This window comes from Micromonospora sp. ATA51 (assembly GCF_016802855.1).
Taxonomy (GTDB): domain Bacteria; phylum Actinomycetota; class Actinomycetes; order Mycobacteriales; family Micromonosporaceae; genus Micromonospora; species Micromonospora sicca.
The window spans coordinates 1-22,336 of the sequence record NZ_JAEVHJ010000032.1 but is presented as its reverse complement, the minus strand read 5'-3'; the positions used below and the strand labels follow the sequence as shown (position 1 = coordinate 22,336).

Sequence of the window (22,336 nt, the reverse complement as noted above, 5' to 3'; positions counted from 1 at the left end):
GTGATCGGCGAGTTGATGATCGACGGCGGGCTACGATCGGCGGATGACGGTCCCGCAGCCGCCCGAGCCGATTCCCGGGGCTCGGCTGCTCTTCTCGCTCGACGCGTCGGTCAGTCACCTCAACCACGGCTCGTTCGGCGCCGTCCCGATCGGGGTGCAGCGGGCCCAGCAGCGGTTGCGCGACGAGATGGAGGCGAACCCGCTGCGCTTCTTCACTCAGGGGCTGGTCGACCGGATCGCGCACACCCGCCGACACCTGGCCGGCTTCCTGGGGGCCGACCCGGACGGCACCGCGCTGGTGGGCAACGCGACCACCGGGGTGGCGGTGGTGCTCCAGTCGCTCGGCCTGCGCCCCGGCGACGAGGTGCTGACCACCGACCACGGGTACGGCGCGGTCGGCTTCTCCGTCGACCGGGAATGCCGCCGCACCGGGGCGACGCGCCGGACCCTGCACGTGCCGCTGACCGCCGGGGACGAGCAGGTCGTCGAGATCGTCCGGTCCGGGTTGCGCCCCGGACGGACGAAGCTGGTGGTGATCGACCAGCTCACGTCCGCCACCGCCCGGCTCTTCCCGGCCGCCGCCGTGGTGGGGGTGGCCCGCGAGCACGGCGTGCCCGTGCTGGTCGACGCGGCGCACGCCCCGGGCATGCTGCCGATCAGCGTGGCCTCCATCGGCGCCGACTTCTGGGTCGGCAACCTGCACAAGTGGGCGTACGCGCCGCGCGGGACCGCCGCGCTGGTGGTCGCGGAGCCGTGGCGGGAGCGGATCGAGCCGCTGGTCGTCTCCTGGGAGCAGGAGGCCGGCTTTCCCGCCCGGGTCGAGTGGCAGGCGACGCTGGACTACACGCCGTGGCTGGCCGCGCCGGTGGGGCTGTTCACGCTGCGCAGCCTGGGCCTGGACCGGGTACGCGCGCACAACGCCGCGCTGGCCGCGTACGGGCAGCGGGTGGTCGGGGACGCCCTCGGGGTGGCGCCGGCCGACCTGCCGGAGCCCGGCGGACCGACGGTGTCCATGCGGCTCATCCCGCTGCCGCGCGGCGTCGCCACCACGATGGACGCGGCGAAGGCGCTGCAGACCCGGATCGCGGAACGGCTCGCCGCCGAGGTGGCGGTGATGACCTGGCACGACCGGGGCTGGCTGCGGTTGGGCGGCCAGGTCTACAACACCCCCGACGAGTACGACCGGTTGGCCGTCCAGCTCCCTGCGCTGCTCGCCCAGCGGTGAGCGGTCGCCGTCCAGCGGCAGCAGCCGGACGGGGCCCAGGCCGAGCAGGGCGGCAGGTCGCCGACGCCGACCCGCAGCGCGCCACCGAAGACGCCCGTCGCGTCGTGCAGCTCGCCGGGGTCACCGACCGCGATCACCTGGCCGCGCTCGTCCCGGACCGCGACCTGCCCGGGCGCGGGCGAATCGGTGAGCACCAACGCCACCGTCGGCCCGACCGGGCTGGTCGCCAGGTGCTTGAGTACCGCCGTGTGCGCCACCAGGTCGGTGCCGCTGACCAGCACCGGGCCGCCGCGTCGGCCACCAGCGCGGCCAGCTCGGACAGGTCGGCGGCGACCCGCACCTCGGCCGCGCCGGCCCGCCGCCACTGCCCGGCCAGGCGCTCCCCGGCCTCGTCCGTCCCGCCCGCATGGCCGGCGGCGAGCACGATCGCGAGCGTCACCGCGGTGCCGCGCCGGCGTAGGCGGCGAGCGCCTCGTCGATCGTCCCGTCGACCGTCAGCCGACCCGCGTCGAGGTAGAGCCCCCGACGACAGAACCGGGTGAGGTCCTTTTCGTTGTGTGACACCAGCACCAGCGTGCGCCCTTCCGCGAGAAGTCGCTCGATGGTCGCATAGCACTTGGCGCGGAACTCCGCGTCCCCGACCGCGGTCACCTCGTCCACCAGCAGGACGGGGTGCGGCAGGTGCGCGATCACCGCGAAGCCGAGCCGGACCTTCATCCCGGACGAGTAGTGGCGTACCGAGGTGTCGATCGAGCGCTCGACCTGCTCGCCGGCGAACGAGACGATCTCGTCGAAGTGCCGGCGCAGGTAGCCGGTGGAGAGCCCGTGCAGGCCGCCGACCAGGTAGAGGTTCTCCCGGCCGGTCAGGTCGTTGGAGAAGCCGGCGGAGAGTTCCAGCAGCGGCGCCACCTCCCCGTGCACCCGGATCCGGCCCTCGTCCGGAATGAGCACCCCGGCGATCAGCCGCAACAGCGTGCTCTTCCCGGTGCCGTTGCGCCCCACCACGCCGACCGTCTCGCCCGGCTCGATCCGGAACGACACGTCGCGCAGCGGCCAGAACTGGCCGCTTGCCGCAGTCCGCCCGCCCCGGTGGATGAGCAGTTCCCGCAGCCGGAGCTGGCGACGCCGGTTGCGGACGAACCGGATGCCGAGGCCCTCCGCCTCGATGATCGCCATTCACAGTTCCTTGAGCACGGCCGGTTCGAGTCGGCGGAACGACCACCAGCCGAACGCCAGCACCAGCAGGCTGCCCAGCACGGTGGTGGCGAGCAGCCGGGCGTCCGGGAACTCGTCCGGGTACCAGATGGCGTGGTGCAACTGGAAGATGCCGACCAGCGGGTTCAGCTCGTAGGCCAGCTTCAGCCAGCCGGGCATGCCGGAGTCCCGGACCAGGCTGAGCGGATAGATGATCGGGGTGGCGTAGAAGAGCACCCGGATGATCAGCCGCATGAACCGCTCGATGTCCCGCATCAGCACGTTCCACGCCGACAGCAGCAGCGCGATCCCCACCAGCAGGACGAGCTGCACCGTGACCGCCAGCGGCAGGGCGAGCACGGACCAGCCGGGGTGGATCTTCCCGTGCGCCGCGTACACCGCGGCGATGCCGACGAGGATGGGCAGGCCGGCGGCGTACTCGGCGAAGCGGCCGGTGACCCGGCCGATCGGGAAGACCTGGCGGGGCAGGTTCATCGTGGTGATCAGCCGGGCCTGACCGGTCAACGCGTTCGTCGCCTCGTTGATCGCCGAACTGGCCCACATCCAGGCGAAGATGCCGGTGATCAGGAAGAGCGGGTACGACCCCGCCGCGTCGCCCAGGTGCCGGCGGGTGGCCCCGGAATAGAGCACCCCGAACACGAACCAGTAGATCGCGCCCATGCCGAGCGGCTCGATCAACGACCAGAGGTAGCCCAGCACCGACTGCTGGTACTTCACCGCGAGGTCCCGCTTGACCAGGATGCGCAGCGAGTTGCGGGCCGACCAGAGCGCACCGACGCCTGACGTCACCGGCCCCTCCTCGCTTCCCGCCGCTCGTCGCCGACATCGGCGGGCTCGGGGCGGGTCACCCCGCCGGGCTCAGCACTCGATGACGTTGACCGCCAGGCCGCCCCGCGCCGTCTCCTTGTACTTGACCTTCATGTCGGCGCCCGTCTCCCGCATGGTCTTGATGACCTTGTCCAGCGAGACGGCGTGCACCCCGTCGCCGCGCAGCGCCAGCCGGGCAGCGGTGATCGCCTTGATGCTAGCCACCGCGTTCCGCTCGATGCAGGGGATCTGCACCAGGCCCCCGACCGGGTCGCAGGTGAGCCCCAGGTTGTGCTCCATGCCGATCTCGGCCGCGTTCTCCACCTGCTCGGGGGTGCCGCCCAGCGCCTCGGCGAGCCCGGCGGCCGCCATCGAGCAGGCCGACCCGACCTCGCCCTGGCAGCCGACCTCGGCGCCGGAGATCGAGGCGTTCTCCTTGAACAGCACCCCGATCGCGCCGGCGGCCAGCACGAAGCGGACCACGCCGTCGTCGGAGGCGCCGGGCACGAACCGGGTGTAGTAGTGCAGCACCGCCGGGATGATGCCGGCCGCGCCGTTCGTCGGCGCGGTGACCACCCGGCCGCCGGCGGCGTTCTCCTCGTTCACCGCCAGGGCGAAGAGGGTGACCCAGTCCATCGCCCGCAGCGGGTCGGTGGAGTCGGTCTCCGCCTCCAGGCCGCGGCGCAGCTCGGCCGCCCGGCGCCGCACCTTCAGCCCGCCCGGCAGCGTGCCGCCCCGCTCGCAGCCGCGCTCGACGCACTCGCGCATCACCCGCCAGATCTCCAGCAGCCCGGCCCGCACCTCCCCCTCGGTACGCCAGGACAGCTCGTTGGCGAGCATCACGTCGCTGATCGACAGGCCGGTGGCGGTGGTGACCGCCAGCAGTTCCCCGCCGGTGAGGAACGGGTACCGCACCCGGGTGGTGTCCGGGATGATCCGGTCCGCCCCGGCCGCCGCCTCGTCGACCACGAACCCGCCGCCCACCGAGTAGTAGGTGCGCCCCCGGACCTGCTCGCCGGCCGAGTCGTACGCGACGAAGGTCATCCCGTTCGGGTGGTACGGCAGCGACCGGCGGCGGTGCAGCACCAGGTCCCGGTCCGGGTCGAAGTCGATCTCCTGGGCGCCGAGCAGGCTGAGCCGCCGTTCGGCGCGGATCCGCTCGACCCGCGGCCCGACCGTGTCGGTGTCGACCGACTCCGGGGCCTCCCCCTCCAGCCCGAGCAGCACGGCCGGGCCGCTGCCGTGGCCGTGCCCGGTGGCGCCCAGCGAGCCGAACAGCTCGGCCTGCACCCGCGCGGTGTCGGCGAGGAGCCCGTCGGCCTTGAGCCCGGACACGAACGTCCGGGCGGCGCGCATCGGCCCGACGGTGTGCGAGCTGGACGGCCCGATGCCGACGCTGAAGAGATCGAAAACACTGATCATGGCTGCACTTTCCTCGCCGTCGTGCCCCGTTGTGCGGAACACGGCCCGGTCGTGCCGACCCGGTCCGGAGCGGCTGGCGGGTGCCCGGGGTGTGGGCGCCCGACCGGCCAGCCTACCCGCCCAGGTCAGGCCCCCGCCCCCAGCCGGCACACCGCCCACCCTCCGCCCCGTTCCGTCTCCCCTCCGTCACCGGCCCGTCTCCCGGCCGCGAGCGCTCCACGCGCTGCCGGGGTCGGCGCGGACCCGGCGGGGTAAGCACTTACGGGTGCGGGGGCCGCCGATCCTCCTGGCGACCGAGGGCGCGGTGGGCGGCCCCTCCTACCGTTGAACGCAGCGCGGCGGATCGCCGCAGAGTGGGAGTACGACGATGAGTCGCAAACTGGTCCGGCCCCGTGAGGGGCGCATGCTCGCCGGTGTCTGCGCCGGCCTGGCGCAGCGGTTCGGCGTGTCGGCCGGCATGATCCGGCTGCTGTTCCTGCTGTCGCTGCTGCTGCCCGGCACCCAGGTGATCGTGTACCTGGTGCTGTGGATCCTGATGCCGAACGAGGACCGCTACGCCGCGACCCGCTACTGATTCCCTGGTGACCGAACGCGACGCGCCCGCCCCGAGCCGGGGCGGGCGCGTCGGCGTACGCGGTCAGGGGGCGGTGTAGGTGACCGTCACCTTTTCGTAGCCCAGCGAGCGCAGCAGCCCTTCCAGCATCTTGCGGGTGTTCTCCTCGGCGCGGGCGGTCAGCCCGCTGTCCCGGGCGGCGGCGGTGATCCGGTCCTCGGCCAGCTTGTACACCTGCTGCTGCCGGTTGGGGTCGCCCTTCACCAGGTCGTTGAGCCGGTTGAGCAGGCCCCGCTGCTCGGCGAAGACGTAACTCTTCTCCAGGTCGAGGTTGGTCTCGCCGAGCTGCGGCGCCGGGAGTTTGATCTCCACCGACTTCCCGTCGGCGGACTCGACCACCGCCCCGTCGGCGATCTTGGCGAAGTCGACGTACGCCTCGACGCTGCCGGCCCCGACGAAGAGGGTCCGCTCGTTGAGCAGGAACTCCGGCACGTTCTGCCGGTCGTTCTGCAGGTCGATGACCACCTGGAAGTTGCCCTCGGCGGCCACGTACCGGCTGAGGTCGCGGATCGACTTCAGCAGCGGCGGCTGGCTGCGGTCGGTCTGCTCCTTGGCGAACGGGTTGCGGAAGTCGGGCAGGATGCCGGTGGCCTGGACGCCGAGCAGCACCACCACCGCCAGCGCGACCGCGCCGAGCACCCCGAGCAGGCCGCGGGCCGGCCCACCCGACGCCGGCCGGCCGTCGGGCGCCGGCTCGGGTGGGACGTCCGACCGGGCCCGGAGGTCGTCGCCGGTCGGGTAACCGGGGAACTCCCTGGTGGGCTCGTTGATGCCACCGTCGCGGGCCATCGCCCTCACCGTCCTCGTCAGACTTCTCGACTGATGATGACGGTACGTGCCCGGTGCGACACCCGCTCGCCGAGCGGACCGGCCCGGCGAAGACGCAGGTCAGGCGAACGCCGACAGCCCGGTCAGCCGCTGCCCGATGACCAGCTGGTGGATCTCCGAGGTGCCCTCGTAGGTCAGCACGCTCTCCAGGTTGTTGGCGTGCCGCATCACCGGGTACTCCCCGGAGACGCCGTTGGCGCCGAGGATCGTCCGGCACTCCCGGGCGATCGCCAGCGCCTCCCGCACGTTGTTCAGCTTGCCGACGCTGACCTGCTCGGGGCGCAGCTTGCCGGCGTCGGCGAGCCGGCCCAGGTGCAGCGCGAGCAGCAGGCCCTTGTTCCACTCGACCGCCATGTCGGCGAGCTTGGCCTGGGTGAGCTGGAAGCCGGCCAGCGGCCGGCCGAACTGGGTCCGGGTGGTCGCGTACGACAGGGCCGTCTCCAGGCAGTCGCGGGCCGCGCCGAGCGCACCCCAGACGATGCCGTACCGGGCCTCGGTCAGGCAGCTCAGCGGCGCCTTGAGCCCGACCGCCTCGGGCAGCCGGGCGTCCGCGGGCAGCCGGACGTCGTCGAGGGCGATCTCGCCGGTGAGCGACGCGCGCAGCGACATCTTGCGCCGGATCTCCCGCGCCGTCACCCCGGGCGTGTCCATCGGTACGGCGAACCCCCGCACCCCCTCGTCGGTGCGCGCCCAGATCACCCCGACGTCGGCGATCGGCGCGTTGGTGATCCACATCTTGGTGCCGTTGAGCACCCAGTCGTCGCCGTCCCGGCGGGCCCGGGTGGCCATCGAACCCGGGTCGGAGCCGTGGTCCGGCTCGGTCAGCCCGAAGCAGCCGATCGCCTCGCCGGCCGCCATCGTGGGCAGCCAGCGCTGCTTCTGCTCCTCGCTGCCGAACCGCCAGATGGCGTACATGGCCAGCGAACCCTGCACCGAGACCAGCGAGCGGACGCCGGAGTCGCCGGCCTCCAGTTCCAGGCAGGCCAGCCCGTACGCGACCGCCGAGGCGCCGGCGCAGCCGTACCCGGTCAGGTGCATGCCGAGCAGGCCGAGCTTGCCGAACTCCCGGGCCAGCTCGCGGGCGGGCACCTGGCCGTCCTCGTACCAGCCGGCGACGTGCGGGCGCACCCGGTCGTCGACGAGCTGGCGCACCACGGCGCGGATCTGCCGCTCCTCCTCGCCCAGCGACGCATCGATGTCCAGCAGGTCGAGAGGGCTCATGACGGTCACCTTAACGATTCTTCAGGCGGGCGTCACTCGGCCGGGCCGCCGAGCACCAGCACCCGGGCGTGGATCTGGTTGCGCTGCTGGAGCGCCGCGCGCAGCGCGCGGTGCAGGCCGTCCTCCAGGTAGAGGCCGCCGTTCCACTGCACGACGTGCGGGAAGAGATCGCCGTAGAAGGTCGAGTCCTCGGCGAGGAGCTTGTCCAGCGCCAGCTCCCGCTTGGTGGTGATGAGCTGGTCGAGCCGCAGCGGGCGCGGCGGGATCTCCGCCCACTGCTTGAGCGTGAGGTTGTGCTCCGGGTAGGGACGCCCGTCCCGGACCGCTCTGAAGATCACGGCACGCTCCCCTCCCCCTGGTCCGGCCGGCCCCCGGCGCCGCGCCGGTGAACGGCGGGGCACCGCGCGGCGTGGCGCTGATGTCCGTGCCAGCCTAGCCGCCCGCGCCACACTGCGTTTTACTCCCTCATGTCGGTTTCGCTACCGCCCGTACCCTCGGCCGGCCGGACGAATCGCCCTCAGCTCCACCGCCCCCGGCGAACCACCTCACCGACCGGACGGCGGCCCCGGCGCAACGACGGCGACCGGTGGTCGGGTGCCCGGTAACCCACCGTCACCGCGCCGATCGGCTGGTACTCCGCGGGCACCCCGAACGCCTCCCGGTAGCCGTCGAGCCGCTCCGGCGGGATGCCGAAGAAACAGGCCCCCAGCCCCTCGTCCACGGCGGTGAGCAGCATCAGCAGGGCGGCGAAGCCGGTGTCGACGTACCAGTAGGGCACCGGCCAGCGCTCGGCCGAGCGGTCCGCCCAGCCCTTGTCCGGCTCGGCGTACCGCTCCAGGTACGCCGAGCGGTTCGCGTGCGGCACCACGATCAGCGGCGCCCGGCGCATCCCCGCCAGCCAGCGTTCCCGGCCGCCGCCGCCCGGGGTGGCCGCCGTCCAGAACCGCTCCCGGTCCTCCGGCGTCTCCAGCACCAGGAAGCCCCAGCCCTGCGCGAAGCCCGCCGACGGCGCCCGCACCGCGTGGTCCAGCAGCCGGTCCACCACGTCGGGCGGGACCGGGCGGTCCGGGTCGTAGTTGCGCACCATCCGGCGGCGCCGGACCACCTCGGCGAACTCCATGCCGCTCCCCCGTGCCGCTCAGGCCCCCGGCCGGACGCCCCAGGCGCCCCGCCAGGTCTGCCCGGGCTGCAGCACGATGACGTCCTTGCCGGAGCGGAACGCGTCGGCCGGGCAGGTCATCGGCTCCACCGCCACCGAGCGGCGGTGCCGCTCCCCGGTGAGGGTGTCCCCGGTGAAGACCTGCCACCAGCCGAACTCCCGGTCCGCCCAGACGTGCACCGCGGCCGAGCCGTCCGGCGCGGCGAGGGTCACCGCCGAGCCGCCGTCGTCGTCCCGGACGAGGTCGCCGAAGGCCACGTCCAGCACCGCATCGCCGATCGCGCGGGGCTCGGTGAAGTCGTACTCGGTGCCGGCGACCGCGGTGGCGCCGATCGGCAGCAGCCGGGAGTCCAGCAGCACCCGGGTACGCCCCGGCACCCGGAGCAGCAGCTCGTCCACCGCGACCCCGGGCAGCCGCAGGTAAGGGTGCATCGAGTAGCCGAACGGGCAGGGCTCGCCGCCGAGGTTGGTGGTCTCGTGCTCCACCCGCAGCCCCGCCGGCCCCACGCTCCACCGGGTCCGCAGTCGCAGCGGCCACGGGTACCCCGGGCTCGGCGGCAGGTCGTAGCCGACGGTCACCGCGTCCGCGGACTGCTCGACCAGGTGCCAGGAGACCCAGTTGACCAGGCCGTGGATGGCGTTGTGCCGGGCCGGCTCGCTGAGGTCGAGCTGCAACGACCGCTCGCCGAAGGTGTACGCCCCGTCCCGGATCCGGTTCGGCCAGGGGGCCAGCACCTGCCCGGCCGCGCCGGGGCAGAGCTCGTCCGCCGCGTACCCGTCGAGGTAGTCCACCCCGTCGTGCCGGTACGCCCGCAGCCCACCGCCCACCTCGACGATGACCGCCTCGTGGCCGTCGGCGGCGATGGTCCATTGTGCACCGGACGGTGACCGGTTCGCGGCGTTCTCCATGCCGGCGACCTTAGCCGCTCGGCCCCGGCCCCCGCGCAAACCCCGCGACCACCCCAGCCCGCGACCGGCCGGGGTCAGTCCCGGTCGGCACTCGACGCGGCGGCGGCCCGATAGCGGACCAGGGCCGGGAAGGCCACCGCCAGCAGCACCGCCAGGGTGGCCGCGACGAGGCCGCCGCCGACCCAGGCGACGCCGGCGCCGAAACCGGCCGCCAACCCGCCGGCCCGCAGGTCGCCCAGGCGCGGACCGCCGGCGACGACGACCGTGTTCACCCCCTGGAGCCGGCCACGCATCCGGTCCGGCGCGTAGATCAGCAGCATCGACTGCCGGAGCACCGAGCTGACCAGGTCGGCCGCGCCGGCCACGCCGAGCAGCACCACCATCAGCCAGAGCCGGCCGGCCAGCCCGGCGGCGGCGACGGCCAGCCCCCAGCCGGCCACCGCCACCACCAGCGCCAGCCCCTGCCGGCCCAGCCGGAGGTGAGCCCGCCGAGCATCGACCCGATGGCGATCGCGCTGTAGAGCCAGCCGACCGCCGCACCGCCGCCGAAGCGCTCGTGCGCCACCTCGGGGAAGAGCGCCCGGGGCATCGCCAGCACCATCGCGATCAGGTCGATGGCGAACGAGAGCAGCAGCACCGGGGTGGTGGCCAGGTAGCGGAACCCGTCGACGATGCTGGCCAGGCCGGCCCTGCCCGGGATCGCGGCACCGTCCGGGTCCGGCTCGGGCGGCATCGCGGGCAGCCGCAGCGTGGCCCAGAACGAGACGGTGAACAGCAGGGCGTCCACCGCGTACGCGATCGGCAGCCCGACGTCGGTCCGCCAGGTGGCGAAGATCAAGCCGGCGGCCAGTGGCCCGAAGACCGAGGTGGCGGTGAAGGTGGTGAAGTTCAGGGTGCTCGCCGCCGGCACCAGCTCGGCGGGCACCAGACGGGGCAGGATCGCGCTGCGGGCCGGCGACGTGATCGCGAACGCGATCGACTGCACCGCCACCAGCACGAGGAGAAGCACCGGGCTGCCCACCCGGAACAGCGCCTGCACCAGCAGCGCCAGCGTCGACGCCCAGAGCAGCGCGCCGCCGGCGAGCAGCACCCGCCGCCGGTCCCGGGCGTCGGCCACGGCCCCGCCCCAGAGCCCGAAGACCAGCAGCGGCAGGAAGCCGGCGATGCCGAGCAGCCCGACCCAGAGCGAGCCGCCGGTGAGCGCGAACATCTCCACCGGTACGGCCACGGCGGTGAACTGGAAACCGAACATCGCCACGCCGTTGCCGAGCCACACCCGCCGGTACGCGGGCACCCGCAGCGGGCGCAGGTCGATCGCCCAGCGGCGCCCCCCGCGCGGCCGGGCCTCCCTGACCCCGGTCACGGCGCCAGCCGCTCGGTGACCCAGTCGCCGCCGTCGGTCCGCCGGAACCGCAGCCGGTCGTGCAGCCGGCTGGCCCGCCCCTGCCAGAACTCCACCGACGCCGGGCGAACCCGCAGCCCGCCCCAGTGCGGTGCGCCGGGATCCGCTCGACCCCGGCGAAGCGCTCGGCCACCGCCTCGTACGCGTCGTCCAGCGCGGCCCGGTCGGGGATCACCCGGGACTGGGCGCTCGCCCAGGCCCCGAGCTGGGAGCCGCGCGGCCGGCTCGCGAAGTACGCCTCGGTCTCCGCCCGGTCCACCCGCTCCAGCTGCCCGCTGACGACCACCTGGCGCTGCATCGGAAACCAGGGGAAGACCAGGCTGGCCCACGGGTTGACGGCCGCCTCGGCGCCCTTGCGCGAGTCGTAGTTGGTGTAGAAGACGAAGCCCTCCGGGTCGTACCCCTTGAGCAGGACGGTCCGGCCGCTGGGCCGCCCGGCGGCGTCGGCGGTGGCGACGACCATGGCGTTCGGCTCCGGGAGGGGGAATGCCACCGCCTCGGCGAACCAGCGGTCGAACTGGGTGTGCCAGTCCGGCGCCAGATCCGCCTCGGACAGGCCCTGGTCGGCGGCGTACTCGTTCCGCATGGCCGCCGGGGCCACTGTGTCGCCCGTCACGTTTCTCTTCCCCCTCGCCGGTCCGCCGGCGTCCCGGAGACGCTGGCCAGACCCCACCGCCCAGTCTGGCCGACCTGGTGAGCTTGTCCACCGCCGGGGATGTCGCGTGCAGCACAGCCGCTGCGGGTCGCGCACTCGGTTACCCAGCAGGCAAGATGGCACGAACACATCCCTGAGGGTCGCCTAAGGTGCGGGGCCGGACCGGCCCGCTCGGGCGCACCGAGCCGGAAGCCAGGAGACGACATGTCCGACTTCAAACCGGGCCTGGAGGGCGTCGTAGCCTTCGAGACCGAGATCGCCGAACCGGACCGCGAGGGCGGCGCGCTGCGCTATCGCGGCGTCGACATCGAGGATCTGATCGGTCAGGTCTCCTTCGGCAACGTGTGGGCGCTGCTGGTCGACGGGCGGTTCGGCCCCGGCCTGCCGCCGGCCGAGCCGTTCCCCGTGCCGGTGCACTCCGGCGACATCCGGGTCGACGTGCAGTCCGCCGTCGCCATGCTCGCCCCGTACTGGGGGCTCAGCCAGCTCCTCGACATCTCCGACGAGCAGGCCCGCGAGGACCTGGCCCGGGTGTCGGTCACCGCGCTCTCCTTCGTCGCCCAGTCCGCCCGCGGCCTGGGCCTGCCGGCGGTGCCGCAGAAGGAGATCGACAAGGCGGAGACGATCGTCGAGCGGTTCATGAAGCGCTGGCGGGGTGAGCCCGACCCGCGGCACGTCAAGGCCGTCGACGCGTACTTCATCTCGGCCGCCGAGCACGGCCTGAACGCCTCCACGTTCACCGCCCGGATCGTCGCGTCCACCGGCGCCGACGCCGCGGCCTGCATCTCCTCCGGCATCGGCGCCCTCTCCGGCCCGCTGCACGGCGGCGCGCCGTCCCGGGTGCTCAGCATGCTGGAGGCCGTCGAGCGCAGCGGCGACGCCGAGGGGTACGTCAAGGGCGTCCTCGACCGGGGCGAGCGGCTGATGGGCTTCGGCCACCGGGTCTACCGGGCCGAGGACCCGCGCGCCCGCGTGCTGCGCCGCACCGCCAAGGAGCTGGCCGCGCCGCGCTTCGAGGTCGCCGAGGCGTTGGAGAAGGCCGCGCTGGCCGAGCTCCAGGCCCGCCGCCCGGACCGGGTGCTGGCCACCAACGTCGAGTTCTGGTCGGCCGTGGTGCTGGACTTCGCCGAGGTGCCGGCGCACATGTTCACCTCGATGTTCACCTGCGCCCGGATGGGCGGCTGGTCCGCGCACATCCTGGAGCAGAAGAAGCTCCAGCGGCTGGTCCGCCCGTCGGCCCGCTACCTCGGCCCGGGCACCCGCAAGCCGCAGCAGGTCGAGGGCTGGGACGCCATCCCGCACGGCGTCTGATCCGCGATACCCCGAAGGGGCCCCGTCCGCGCGGACGGGGCCCCTTCGCGCGTCGTGTGGCGCATGCCTCACCCCGCCGGATGGGACCAGCCGTCGGGCGACCCGCCCAGGGTGCGAGGATGAAGGCCGGCAGTGTCGCCGGACCGGGCCCGGACCCCGGTCGCGTCGCGCCCCGCGCGCCTCGGCCGTCGATCCGCGCCCGCTGAACGGGCCCGCCCTCGCCCTTGCGGAAGGATCTCGACCACCGTGGCTGACGCACCGACCATCCGGATTCCCGACGACATCAAGCCCGCCGACGGGCGGTTCGGCTGCGGGCCGTCCAAGGTCCGTCCCGCGGCGGTCTCCGCACTTGCCGACGTGGCCACCAGCTACCTGGGCACCTCGCACCGGCAGAAGACGGTCCGCGACCAGGTGGCCCGGCTCCGCCGGGGCATCGCCGAGTTCTTCTCCCTCCCCGAGGGCTACGAGGTGGTGATCGGCAACGGCGGCACCACCGCCTTCTGGGAGGTGGCCACCTTCGGCCTGGTCCGGGACCGGGCCCAGTTCGCCAGCTTCGGCGAGTTCGGCGCCAAGTTCGCCAAATCGGTCAAGGATGCGCCGTTCCTGGGCGAGCCGACCGTCCGCAAGGCCGAGCCGGGCAGCGCGCCCGCCCTGGTCGCCGAGGCGGGCGTGGACGTCTACGCCACCCCGCACAACGAGACCTCCACCGGCGTGGCCGTGCCGATCAGCCGGGTGGCCGGCGCCGACGAGGGCTCGCTGCTGCTGGTCGACGCCACCTCCGGGGCCGGCGGCCTGGAGGTCAACGTCGGCGAGACCGACGTCTACTACTTCGCCCCGCAGAAGTGCTTCGGCTCGGACGGCGGCCTCTGGCTGGCCCTGATGTCCCCGGCCGCGCTGGAGCGGGCCACCGAGATCAAGGCGTCGGGCCGCTACATCCCGGCCTTCCTCGACCTGGTCACCGCGATCGACAACTCGCGGCTGGAGCAGACGTACAACACGCCCGCGCTGGCCACCATCTTCCTGGCCGCCGAGCAGACCGACTGGATGAACTCGCAGGGCGGCCTGTCCTGGGCGGCCAAGCGGACCGCCGAGAGCGCCGGCATCGTGTACGGCTGGGCCGAGCGGTCGGCCGTCGCCACCCCGTTCGTGGCCGACCCGGCGCTGCGCTCCAACGTGGTCGCCACCATCGACTTCGCCGACGGGGTGGACGCCTCGGCGATCGCCAAGGCGCTGCGCGCCAACGGCATCGTGGACACCGAGCCGTACCGGAAGCTGGGCCGCAACCAGCTCCGGATCGCGCTGTTCCCGGCCGTCGAGCCGGCCGATGTGGAGGCGCTGACCGCCTCCATCGACTACGTGGTGGAGCGGCTCTGACGACGCCGTGACGGTGGGTGGTCGCCGGGGGCCCGGCGACACCCACGTGATCATCGCCGCAGCTCAGTCACGACATGCCGGGGTGTCGCATCCCCCACCTCCGGGTAGATGAGCGTACGGTGGTCCGAGACGCCCGGGTGGCCGGCTCGTGGCGTGACGGCCAGCGAAGCGGGACGGAGGCAACGCCATGCGCCCAGTACGCTTCGTCGCCCTCTCCGAGGACGGCCAGGCTCTGGTGCTCGCCGACGAGGTCGGGCGCCTGCTCGCCCTCCCCATCGACGAACGCATCGCCTCGGCGCTGCACGCCGAGCCCGGCGCGGCCCCCCTCGCGGTGGTGCCCACCGCCGCCGACCCGATGCCGTCGCTCTCCCCCCGGGACATCCAGGCCAAGATCCGCTCCGGCGAGTCCGCCGAGGACGTCGCCCGGATCGCCGGTGTCCCGGTCGATCGCGTCCTGCGCTACGCCGGCCCGGTGCTCCAGGAGCGGGCCATGCTCGCCCAGCACGCTCGGCGCACCCGGCTCAAGGGCGCGGAGAAGCCGACCCCGCTGGCCGAGGTCGTCAACGGCCGGCTGGCCCAGCACGGGATCGACACCGAGAAGATCTCCTGGGACGCGTACCGGCGCGACGACGGCACCTGGCGCATCATCGCCACCTGGCCGTCGGGCAAGGCCACCGCGCAGGCGGTCTGGGATCTCGACAAGCTCCGGCATCCCGATGCGACAGCTGCCGGCCGAGCGGAGCTGTCGCATCGGGATGCCGGACACCATCACCGACGCTGATCAGCACCCTCCAGGTCTGTCACGCGAGTCTGCCGCCGCTCCCGCCGCGCGACCACCGACCGTTAGCCGGCCGCCATTTGAAGGGCCCGCCGCACGGTTGAGCCAACAGATGTTGCGAGTGGCCGAGTCCCACGAACCATCGCATCGTTATCCATCCATATCGAGATGGATGGCTGTAGCGCCCTGGGTGTGGGAAGGGTACTGATGCAATACTCGCCGGAACTCGACGGCCCCCGACCTGCTCGACTGGTGGATACGGCAGCCGAACCAGCGAGGCCGCCATCGGGCGCGGCGCCCGACAACATCAGACCCGCCGGGCACCCGGTTCGCGTTCTACGGCCGGATGTCCACGGTCGGCTTCCAGGATCGGGCGTCGTCGTGCCGATGGCAGCGCGACTACGCCGAAGGCCTTGTCGCCGGCCATGGCCGGATCGTGGTCGAGTTCTTCGACGAGGGTGTTTCTCGCCGGGTGGCCTGGCCAGATCGGCCGCAAGCGTCACGGCTGCTCACCGCCATGGCGGATCCGGCGCGCGGGTTCGACGCGACCGTCGTGGGCGAGTACGAGCGCGCCTTCCACGGCCAGCAGCTTGAACAGCTGACCCCCACCCTCCTCAGACACGGCGTGCAGCTGTGGCTGCCGGAGACCTACGGGCCGGTGGACTTCGACAACCCACGACAGATGGCGCTGCTGGACCTACTCGGTGTGCACTCCCGGCGGGAGGTGTCCCGGGCCCGATATCGCACGACCGCGGCCATGCGCGCCCAAGCCGAATTGCAGGGTCGACATCTCGGCGCCGGCCGCCGTACGGTTACCGGCTGGTCGACGCCGGCCCTCATCCGAACCGAGCCCACGCCGCCTGGGGACGACGCCTGCACCGCCTGGAACCCGACCCGACCACCGCACCCCACGTGCGGTGGATCTTCGAACAGCGGCTCGCCGGCTACAGCGTGGCCAGCATCGCCCGCGCCCTCAACGACCGCGGCGTGCCGTGCCCGTACGACGCCGACCCGGCGCGTAACCGTCACCGGAGCGGCCAACGGTGGATGCTGACCACCGTGGCGGCGATCCTGGCCAACCCCCGCTACACCGGCCGGCAGGTGTGGAACCGACAGCGCACCGACCACGACGGTATCGAGCCTGATTGCACCATCGCGCGGCACCATCAGATTCAGCGCTGGAATGCTGCCCTGCAGTGGGTTATCTCGCGCCAGACCGCTCACCCGCCGCTGGTCACCGAGGAGCAGTTCGTCGCGGCCCAAGCCATCCACACCGCACCCACCCCCACCGATGGGACTCCTCGCCACTACCTCCTGGCCGGCCTCGTGTGCTGCGGCGTCTGCGGCCGCATCATGGACTCCCACTGGGTCCACGGCCGTCCCGGCTACCGCTGCCGGCACGGCCACACCAGCACCCGCACCAAGGCCTCTCCCCGACCGAAGACGGTCACGTCCCGTGGTGTAGGTCGCCTGCGTGAGGCCTCGTGCGCTGTTCAGTTTTCCGGTTCGCTGCCGGGCTGGCAACGACTCTGGTTAGGCGGCGACGAGTTCGCTGGCGGCGGCCTTCGGTGGTGTGGTGATCTGGGCCATGGAGCCTTCGGCGAGGTAGCGGCGGTCGCCGGTCTGCCATTCGTCGTGGGCTTCGACGAGAACGGCGCCGGCGAGGCGGAGCAGGGCTTCGGGGTTGGGGAACACGCCGACGACGTCGGTGCGGCGTTTGATCTCCTTGTTCAGCCGTTCGAGGGGGTTGGTCGACCAGATCTTCTTCCAGTGACTGGGCGGGAACCCGGTGAACGCGAGGAGGTCGTGGGCGGCGTCGCGGAGCATGACCTCGACCTTGGGTAACTGGCGGCCGAGCATGCCGGCGATGACGTCGAGTTGCTCCCGGACGTGTTCGGCGTCGGGTTGGGCGAAGATGGTGCGGATCGCGGCGGCGACCATCTCCGCGTTGCCTTTGGGCACCTGGGCGAGCACGTTGCGCAGGAAATGCACCCGGCACCGCTGCCATGCTGCACCAATAAGCACGGCGGCGATGGCCTGCTTGAGGCCGGTGTGGGCGTCGGAGATGACCAGCTGCACCCCGGCCAGCCCACGCGCCTTGAGCGAGCGCAGGAACGCGGTCCAGAACGCGCCGTCTTCGCTGTCGCCGACGGCGAAGCCGAGCACTTCGCGCCATCCGTCGGCCCGCACGCCGGTGGCCACCACGATCGCCTGGGACACAACCCTCCGGTTGACCCTCGCCTTGCAGTAGGTGGCGTCGAGGAACACGTAAGGGAAAGCGCTGGCGGCCAGGGACGGGTCCCGGAAGGCGCCCACTTCCTCGTCGAGGTCGGCGCAGATCCGCGACACCTCGGACTTGGAGATCCCCGAGTCGGCTCCCAACGCTTTGACCAGGTCGTCGACCTTGCGGGTGGACACACCGTGTAGGTAGGCCTCCATCACGACCGCGAACAGGGCCTGGTCCACCCGCCGGCGCCGCTCCAGGAGGCTGGGGAAGAACGAGCCGGTGCGCAGTTTCGGGATCCGCAGGTCGAGGTCCCCGGCCGTGGTGGTCAGGGTGCGGGGGCGGTGGCCGTTGCGCTGGGCCACCCGGGTCTCGCTGCGCTGGTGCGGGGCGGCGCCGATCACCGCGGTCAGCTCCGCCTCGATCAACGCCTGATAAATCGTCTCGGCCGCCTGCCGAACACGATCATTCACGTCGGCTGCCTTGAGTGCATCCAGCACCTCCAACAAGGCAGACTGGTCCAGGGTCATCGCCTACTCCGTCCTCTGCGTGTTCTTGGTCGTTCACACAGAGACTCACGCGATGACCCACCTCTATCCCGGCGGCACGCCGAAGCAGGTCAGCTTCTACACCACCCGGCGGGACGCAACCCCGAAGACCCTCTACATCCGGGAAGACCACCTCCTGGACCGCATCCGGCACGACCGCGGCCTGCACCGCCACCATCCCGCGTTGCGCAGCCCCGACCCGGAAGAGGTCGCTGCCTACCTGCGCACCAGCAACATGATCATGTGCGGCCACCACGCATGGACCATCGAATCCGAGACCGCGATCTACACGCTCCACCCTCCGGGGAGCTGCCTCACCACCACGGCAAAAATCCCCGCCCAACGGGACGGAGATCACGCAAAACACGAAGAAGCATCACGCTTCGTGTGGAATAACGTGTCCGAGATTCGAACGCGTGTTCCAAGCACATCCGCTGGGAAGCGGTGTGCATGGGTTGACCGTAGCCACTGTGGAGCGCACTGCAACTCCCCAACAGAGGCATCAGTGCCCGGACTGTTCGACGCTGTCGCGCCGGGTGCAAAGCCGGTATGAGTGGCGGCTGCTCGACGCGGCTATGGCCGGCCAGGAGATGGTTCACCTGCGGGTACGGCGGTTCTTCTGCACTTTGGCCAGCTGCGCACGCAAGATCTACGCCGAGCAGATCGAGGGGCTGCCCCTGCGGCACAGCCGGGACATCTGGCTGATCCGCCGGATGCTGGAGGCGGTGGGCCTGGCGTTAAGTGGCGGGCCGGGGTCCAGCTGACCGGCCGGGTCGGTTCCCAAGTGGGCCGGATGGTGTTGCTACGCCTGATCCGTGCCCTGCCCGAGCCACCCGCACCGTCGCCCACCGTGCTGGGCGCTTCCCCGGTGGCCGGCCACCGGGGAAGGCCGCGAAGACCATGCCGCCGGCACCGTACCCGCCGGCTGTCCGCCCTCAGCTGTGGTCGCGGAGGTAGCGGACCAGCCCGGCCACGTCTTCCGGAACCAGGCGGCCGATGGCGCCGCTGGAGTAGACGGCAGTGATCACGGTGCCGTCCGGAGCGAGGACGAACCCGGTCGACTGGAGGTAGCGCCGCTGGTCGGCGGGCGACGGCTCGTTGACGTAGGCCCCTGTCGCCTCGACCACCGCGTCGATGTCGGCGCTGTGCCCGACGGGGAACCCGAGGTGATGCTTCTCGACGAGCTTGCGGCTGGTCTCCTCGTCATCGACGGAGAACGCGGCGACGCGGACATCGAGCGCCCCGAGGGTGTCGCTGGCCCTCTGGAAGGCCGCGAGTTGTGCGTTGCAGTACGGGCACCACGAGCCCCGGTAGATCAGCACCACCCCGAAGCCACCCGCGAGGTCGTCGGGCAGGGAGAGCGAACTTCCCCCCACGGCGGGAACCTGAAGCTTGGGAAAGTGCTGGCCGTTGTTGAGCCGACCCATAGCGGTTTCTCCTTATGCACCAACGCGCCGTAGGCGGCCCAGCCGAAATCCAGTGGACCGCTCGGTCCAACATATATCTCCATAACTGGACTAGCAAGTCCAGTTGCTGCTAGCATCGACGCTGTGACATCTGTGCAGCAGGCGGCGAAGTTGACGGCTCGGGGCGCGGCGACCAAGGCCCGCATCGTGACGGCCGCAGCCGACCTGATGCTCGAGCGCGGCGCCGCTGGCACGACGCTGGACGACGTCCTGGCGGCGAGCGGGACCAGCAAGTCACAGCTGTACCACTATTTTGGCAACAAGGATGATCTGATCCGGGCGGTCGTGCGGCATCAGGCGCAGCGAATCCAGCAGGACCAGCGCCCCGAGTTGGACGCGCTGGACTCCCTCGCCGGCCTGGCCCGCTGGCGGGACAAGATCGTCGCAGCTCAGGCCGCGCACGATCAGGTGGGCGGATGTCCGCTCGGCTCGCTGGCCAACGAACTTGCCGGCGGTGACCAGCAAACCCGCAGCGTACTGCAGGAGTGCTTCGCGGAATGGGAGGCTCCGCTACGGGCCGGGCTCACCGCCATGCGTGACCGAGGAAGCCTGTCGCCGGAAGCCGATCCGGCCGCCCTCGCCGAAGCGATCATGGCCGCGCTCCAGGGCGGGTTGCTGCTGGCCAAGACGCACCGCAGCAGTCGTCCGCTCGCTCGGGCCCTGGACATGGCCATCGCCCATGTCCACAGCCTCGCCACCGCCTCTCCGGCATGACCGGTTAACGGCCGGACCCGGCGAACTCAAGTTCTGACTGGCCTGCCGGAGTCGGTCGGCGGCACCATCTTTCTGCGAGTTCATCCGGCAGCCGATGCGGGCCGCATCTGTGACGCCGAGTTCCGGCCCGGTTTGGCGGCGCAGACGATGGCGCCGATTCCAGAGCACGGGGAGCCGGTGGAGGTCGAGCTCGGACCGGGCACCGAAACGTTCACCTCGGTCATCCAGCAACGCCTCGGTGGTCGCGGCCGGCATCTCGCGATCGAGCTGAACGAGCGGTTGGCGGCGAGGCTCGCCCGCCGCTTCCCGAAGGTCGAGGTGCTGTGCGCGGACGCCGCCGCCCTCCCGAACTGCTCGACGAACACGGCGCCCGGCCGGCCGACGTCATCGTCAGCGGACCGCCCTGGGTCGCCTTCCCCGGGCAGCGGCCCGACGATCATTGCCAGCGATGACAGCCCGTCCGGCATGGGCGGCGAGTTGCTGGGCGCGTGTCTGGCGTTGCTGGTCGGAGTGGTCGGCGTGATGCTGCTCGACCGACAGCCGGCCCGCCGTCTCATCGCGGTCGTGCTGGCCGCCGGCCGCCCACGGCATCGCGCCTGGATTCGGGTGCGGGCGCCGATGCTGGCGCAACTCTGCCTTCTGCGCACGTAGGAGAAGCCTGCCCACCGCCCCTGATCGCCGCTCGGCGCAATGCACGGTGCCGCCGGTAACGGCCGCGCGGTTACGGCGCGCGCCGCCCGGCGGCGACGAGGCGACCAGACCGGTGAACGCGAAGGCGGTCAGCACGACGAATCCGGGGTGGAAGCCGGCGGATCCCGTCGCCAAGGCTCCAGGCGAGCCCGGCGGTGGTTCCCAGCCTGCGCGCCGCGTTGCTCACTTCTTCGGCGGTGCCGGCCTGCCGGTCTGGGGCCGCCGAGAGCAGCAGCGTCCTCGTGGGCGCGCCGCGCCGACCCCGATCTCAACCGGATCGGCGCGGTACATCTGGTGGAGGACATGCGCCGGCACCGCCGGGCGTGGATCGTCGCTGGCGAGCGGCTGCACCCGGGCGAGTACGCCCACCGGTGGCCCGCCGTCGCGGTGGCGTTCGCCGTGCTGCGCGACACCAAGCTCAACGTGCACCCCTCCGCCCCAGGGCGTCGACGCATCACCACCTACTGCGGCGTGCCCAGCAATTCCGTTTTGACGCCGCGGCGGATCAGCAACGAGGTTGGCGGCCAAGCGGCGAAGAAGCCGATGATCAGCCCGACCTGGATAATGAGCCAAAACACCGGACTACCAGGCCGCAGGGCCTCGTGGAAAACAAGAAAATGCATTAGCGCCAGCCAACCTAACAGGGCGAGCTCGAAGACAGACACGGTCAGCACGTCGCTCCTGAAAAATTTCCGCATTGCGGCCCACGCTCTTCGACGACCCGTGTGAGCCTCAGCAGAGTAGCGAAATGCAACGCCTATGGCCACTGCGCCTACATAGTCGCCGACGACTTCGGGCCACAGTGTGCTGCCGAATATTTCGAGGCCAACGCCGTAGGTGATAGGCGTAGCAATGATGACACCCAGAGTGCAGTGCGTCGCACAATGATAAGTTTGGATTATCGTAGGAGCATGTCGCGAGCTCCTGGGCGGGTTGCCGTGCCGGTCCAGCCACCGGGGAGACTGGGGTCTACCCCACCTTCTGTAGGCCAGGACGGCTGCTGGGCCAAGGTAGAGGGCGGTTGCCGGCCAGACTATCTCCATGACCTTGACCGGCTGACGATATCCAAAAACAAATTGGTCAACAACGACAACGGCGGTGCTGGCCAACCCCACAAAGAGCACAGCCCACGAAAGCATCACAAGCCACGTCGGTTGCACAATCATCTCCGTTCGCTCCAGGGCACTCGATGCAATGTCGGTGGCGGCGGATGTGACTGCAGGGTGACGCCCAGCTCGAATCGTGCCCAGTCAATCAGTCTGGCATCGAGGACGTTGGCGTACCCCCCGAGCTGCAATAAACGCAACGCTGAGTGACTGCCACGCGGACTGGGCACCACGGCCTGCGCGCTCACTGCGGGAGATCCGGGCAGGGCGCCGGCGCAGCGTTGGATCTCTCGGACAATGACTGCCATGCCCGTTCCGTGGCGGTCAAGCGCCGAGGTGTTCGCCCAGTACTTGAGAAGTCATGGTCTTGATGCCGCCGACGTCGTCGACGTTGACGCAGCCTGGCAGGCTTTTAGTGAGTTCTTGCAGGTAGAGATCGATGGCGTCGACCTGGACCCCGACTCAGACGCTGACGGCTTCATCGTCCAGTGGGGCCGCTACTCCTGGAACGGCTACCGCCCGTCGCTGGCGTTCACCCGGCAGCTGGCCATCGTCGGCGTTGATGACCAAACAGGTCGGTGTCCGCAGCTACCGCCCGGATCGCCCGCTTGAGGAGCGGCAGGGCGGCTCGTAGGCGCTTGTTGTAGCCGGACTGGCCCGGCAGATAGG

At 71.6% G+C, this 22,336-nt stretch carries 21 protein-coding genes and 5 pseudogenes; 12 read left to right on the top strand and 14 right to left on the bottom strand.

The features are described 5' to 3' along the window. The first annotated feature begins 43 nt into the window (after nt 1-43). Entirely contained in the window at nt 44-1,225 is a 1,182-nt protein-coding gene (locus JNW87_RS08330; protein WP_109802504.1) for an aminotransferase class V-fold PLP-dependent enzyme, read from the top strand. 50 nt (nt 1,226-1,275) lie between these two features. On the opposite strand, the pseudogene JNW87_RS08325 reads toward JNW87_RS08330, so the two are convergent. The 4 genes and pseudogenes from JNW87_RS08325 to JNW87_RS08310 all read right to left on the bottom strand — a co-directional run. Then, a pseudogene (locus JNW87_RS08325) lies at nt 1,276-1,664 on the bottom strand (CDP-alcohol phosphatidyltransferase family protein); the annotation flags it as partial. Further along, entirely contained in the window at nt 1,661-2,401 is a 741-nt protein-coding gene (locus tag JNW87_RS08320) for an ABC transporter ATP-binding protein (protein WP_109801143.1), read from the bottom strand. The pseudogene JNW87_RS08325 and the gene JNW87_RS08320, both read right to left, overlap by 4 nt. Further along, the gene (locus JNW87_RS08315) at nt 2,402-3,229 is read right to left on the bottom strand and encodes an ABC transporter permease (protein ID WP_109801144.1); all 828 of its coding nucleotides are present in this window, start codon (nt 3,227-3,229) and stop codon (nt 2,402-2,404) included. It lies immediately after the preceding gene. A gap of 69 nt (nt 3,230-3,298) precedes the next feature. Further along, a complete protein-coding gene (locus JNW87_RS08310; RefSeq protein ID WP_109801145.1) occupies nt 3,299-4,669 on the bottom strand; it encodes an L-serine ammonia-lyase in 1,371 nt (456 codons plus the stop codon). Nucleotides 4,670-5,036: 367 nt separating this feature from the next. Here JNW87_RS08310 and JNW87_RS08305 point away from each other — a divergent pair, with 367 nt between their 5' ends. Further along, a complete protein-coding gene (locus JNW87_RS08305) occupies nt 5,037-5,243 on the top strand; it encodes a PspC domain-containing protein (RefSeq protein ID WP_109805631.1) in 207 nt (68 codons plus the stop codon). A 63-nt stretch (nt 5,244-5,306) separates the two neighbouring features. On the opposite strand, the gene JNW87_RS08300 is transcribed toward JNW87_RS08305, so the two are convergent. From JNW87_RS08300 to pdxH, 7 genes and pseudogenes are all read right to left on the bottom strand, one after another. Then, nucleotides 5,307-6,071, bottom strand: coding sequence for a DUF4230 domain-containing protein (locus JNW87_RS08300; RefSeq protein WP_109805632.1), 765 nt, complete (start codon nt 6,069-6,071; stop codon nt 5,307-5,309). 99 nt (nt 6,072-6,170) lie between these two features. After that, nucleotides 6,171-7,331 carry an acyl-CoA dehydrogenase family protein gene (locus tag JNW87_RS08295; RefSeq protein WP_109805633.1) on the bottom strand — a complete coding sequence of 387 codons (1,161 nt, stop codon included), beginning with the start codon at nt 7,329-7,331 and terminating at the stop codon, nt 6,171-6,173. Nucleotides 7,332-7,363: 32 nt separating this feature from the next. After that, entirely contained in the window at nt 7,364-7,669 is a 306-nt protein-coding gene (locus JNW87_RS08290; protein WP_109805634.1) for a type II toxin-antitoxin system VapB family antitoxin, read from the bottom strand. A 179-nt stretch (nt 7,670-7,848) separates the two neighbouring features. Beyond that, nucleotides 7,849-8,451, bottom strand: coding sequence for a nitroreductase family protein (locus tag JNW87_RS08285; protein ID WP_109805635.1), 603 nt, complete (start codon nt 8,449-8,451; stop codon nt 7,849-7,851). 18 nt (nt 8,452-8,469) lie between these two features. Then, nucleotides 8,470-9,399, bottom strand: coding sequence for an aldose 1-epimerase family protein (locus JNW87_RS08280; RefSeq protein ID WP_109805636.1), 930 nt, complete (start codon nt 9,397-9,399; stop codon nt 8,470-8,472). A gap of 74 nt (nt 9,400-9,473) precedes the next feature. After that, nucleotides 9,474-10,762, bottom strand: a pseudogene (locus tag JNW87_RS08275) (MFS transporter). Then, a pseudogene (gene pdxH / locus JNW87_RS08270) lies at nt 10,759-11,387 on the bottom strand (pyridoxamine 5'-phosphate oxidase). Before pdxH ends, JNW87_RS08275 begins: the two co-directional pseudogenes overlap by 4 nt. Nucleotides 11,388-11,660: 273 nt before the next feature. Here pdxH and JNW87_RS08265 point away from each other — a divergent pair. The 5 genes and pseudogenes from JNW87_RS08265 to JNW87_RS41380 form a co-directional block, all read left to right on the top strand. After that, complete coding sequence (locus JNW87_RS08265) at nt 11,661-12,767, top strand: citrate synthase 2 (protein ID WP_109805257.1); 1,107 nt, start codon at nt 11,661-11,663, stop codon at nt 12,765-12,767. Between the two features lie 246 nt (nt 12,768-13,013). Next, nucleotides 13,014-14,141 carry a phosphoserine transaminase gene (gene serC, locus JNW87_RS08260; protein WP_109805258.1) on the top strand — a complete coding sequence of 376 codons (1,128 nt, stop codon included), beginning with the start codon at nt 13,014-13,016 and terminating at the stop codon, nt 14,139-14,141. Between the two features lie 187 nt (nt 14,142-14,328). Further along, nucleotides 14,329-14,850 (top strand): annotated as a pseudogene (gene sepH / locus JNW87_RS08255) (septation protein SepH); the annotation flags it as partial. 415 nt (nt 14,851-15,265) lie between these two features. Beyond that, the gene (locus JNW87_RS08250; protein WP_238453429.1) at nt 15,266-15,973 is read left to right on the top strand and encodes a recombinase family protein; all 708 of its coding nucleotides are present in this window, start codon (nt 15,266-15,268) and stop codon (nt 15,971-15,973) included. Next, nucleotides 15,871-16,287: pseudogene (locus JNW87_RS41380) on the top strand (recombinase family protein); the annotation flags it as partial. The gene JNW87_RS08250 and the pseudogene JNW87_RS41380, both read left to right, overlap by 103 nt. Before the next feature lie 165 nt (nt 16,288-16,452). Here the strand turns inward: JNW87_RS41380 and JNW87_RS08240 are convergent. Further along, nucleotides 16,453-17,673 (bottom strand): IS256 family transposase, encoded by a 1,221-nt coding sequence (locus JNW87_RS08240; RefSeq protein WP_238453428.1) that lies wholly within the window; start codon nt 17,671-17,673, stop codon nt 16,453-16,455. A 52-nt stretch (nt 17,674-17,725) separates the two neighbouring features. Between JNW87_RS08240 and JNW87_RS08235 the strand changes: the two genes are divergently transcribed. Together JNW87_RS08235 and JNW87_RS08230 are read left to right on the top strand one after the other, a co-directional pair. Next, nucleotides 17,726-18,244, top strand: a complete 519-nt coding sequence (locus JNW87_RS08235) for a hypothetical protein (RefSeq protein WP_238453427.1) — start codon at nt 17,726-17,728, stop codon at nt 18,242-18,244. After that, nucleotides 18,228-18,455: a hypothetical protein gene (locus tag JNW87_RS08230; protein WP_238453426.1), complete on the top strand. Its 228-nt coding sequence runs from the start codon at nt 18,228-18,230 to the stop codon at nt 18,453-18,455. Before JNW87_RS08235 ends, JNW87_RS08230 begins: the two co-directional genes overlap by 17 nt. Nucleotides 18,456-18,626: 171 nt before the next feature. Here JNW87_RS08230 and JNW87_RS08225 read toward each other — a convergent pair whose 3' ends face one another. Then, the gene (locus JNW87_RS08225) at nt 18,627-19,118 is read right to left on the bottom strand and encodes a redoxin domain-containing protein (RefSeq protein WP_238453425.1); all 492 of its coding nucleotides are present in this window, start codon (nt 19,116-19,118) and stop codon (nt 18,627-18,629) included. Nucleotides 19,119-19,241: 123 nt separating this feature from the next. Here JNW87_RS08225 and JNW87_RS08220 point away from each other — a divergent pair, with 123 nt between their 5' ends. Further along, nucleotides 19,242-19,871, top strand: a complete 630-nt coding sequence (locus JNW87_RS08220; protein ID WP_109800580.1) for a TetR/AcrR family transcriptional regulator — start codon at nt 19,242-19,244, stop codon at nt 19,869-19,871. A 132-nt stretch (nt 19,872-20,003) separates the two neighbouring features. Next, nucleotides 20,004-20,522 (top strand): hypothetical protein, encoded by a 519-nt coding sequence (locus JNW87_RS08215; protein WP_238453424.1) that lies wholly within the window; start codon nt 20,004-20,006, stop codon nt 20,520-20,522. Between the two features lie 500 nt (nt 20,523-21,022). Here JNW87_RS08215 and JNW87_RS08210 read toward each other — a convergent pair whose 3' ends face one another. Continuing rightward, nucleotides 21,023-21,604 (bottom strand): DUF4396 domain-containing protein, encoded by a 582-nt coding sequence (locus tag JNW87_RS08210; protein ID WP_236648797.1) that lies wholly within the window; start codon nt 21,602-21,604, stop codon nt 21,023-21,025. Nucleotides 21,605-21,973: 369 nt separating this feature from the next. Between JNW87_RS08210 and JNW87_RS08205 the strand changes: the two genes are divergently transcribed. Next, on the top strand, nt 21,974-22,279 hold the full coding sequence (locus tag JNW87_RS08205) for a hypothetical protein (RefSeq protein ID WP_109806080.1): 306 nt from the start codon (nt 21,974-21,976) through the stop codon (nt 22,277-22,279). The last annotated feature ends 57 nt before the right edge of the window (nt 22,280-22,336 follow it).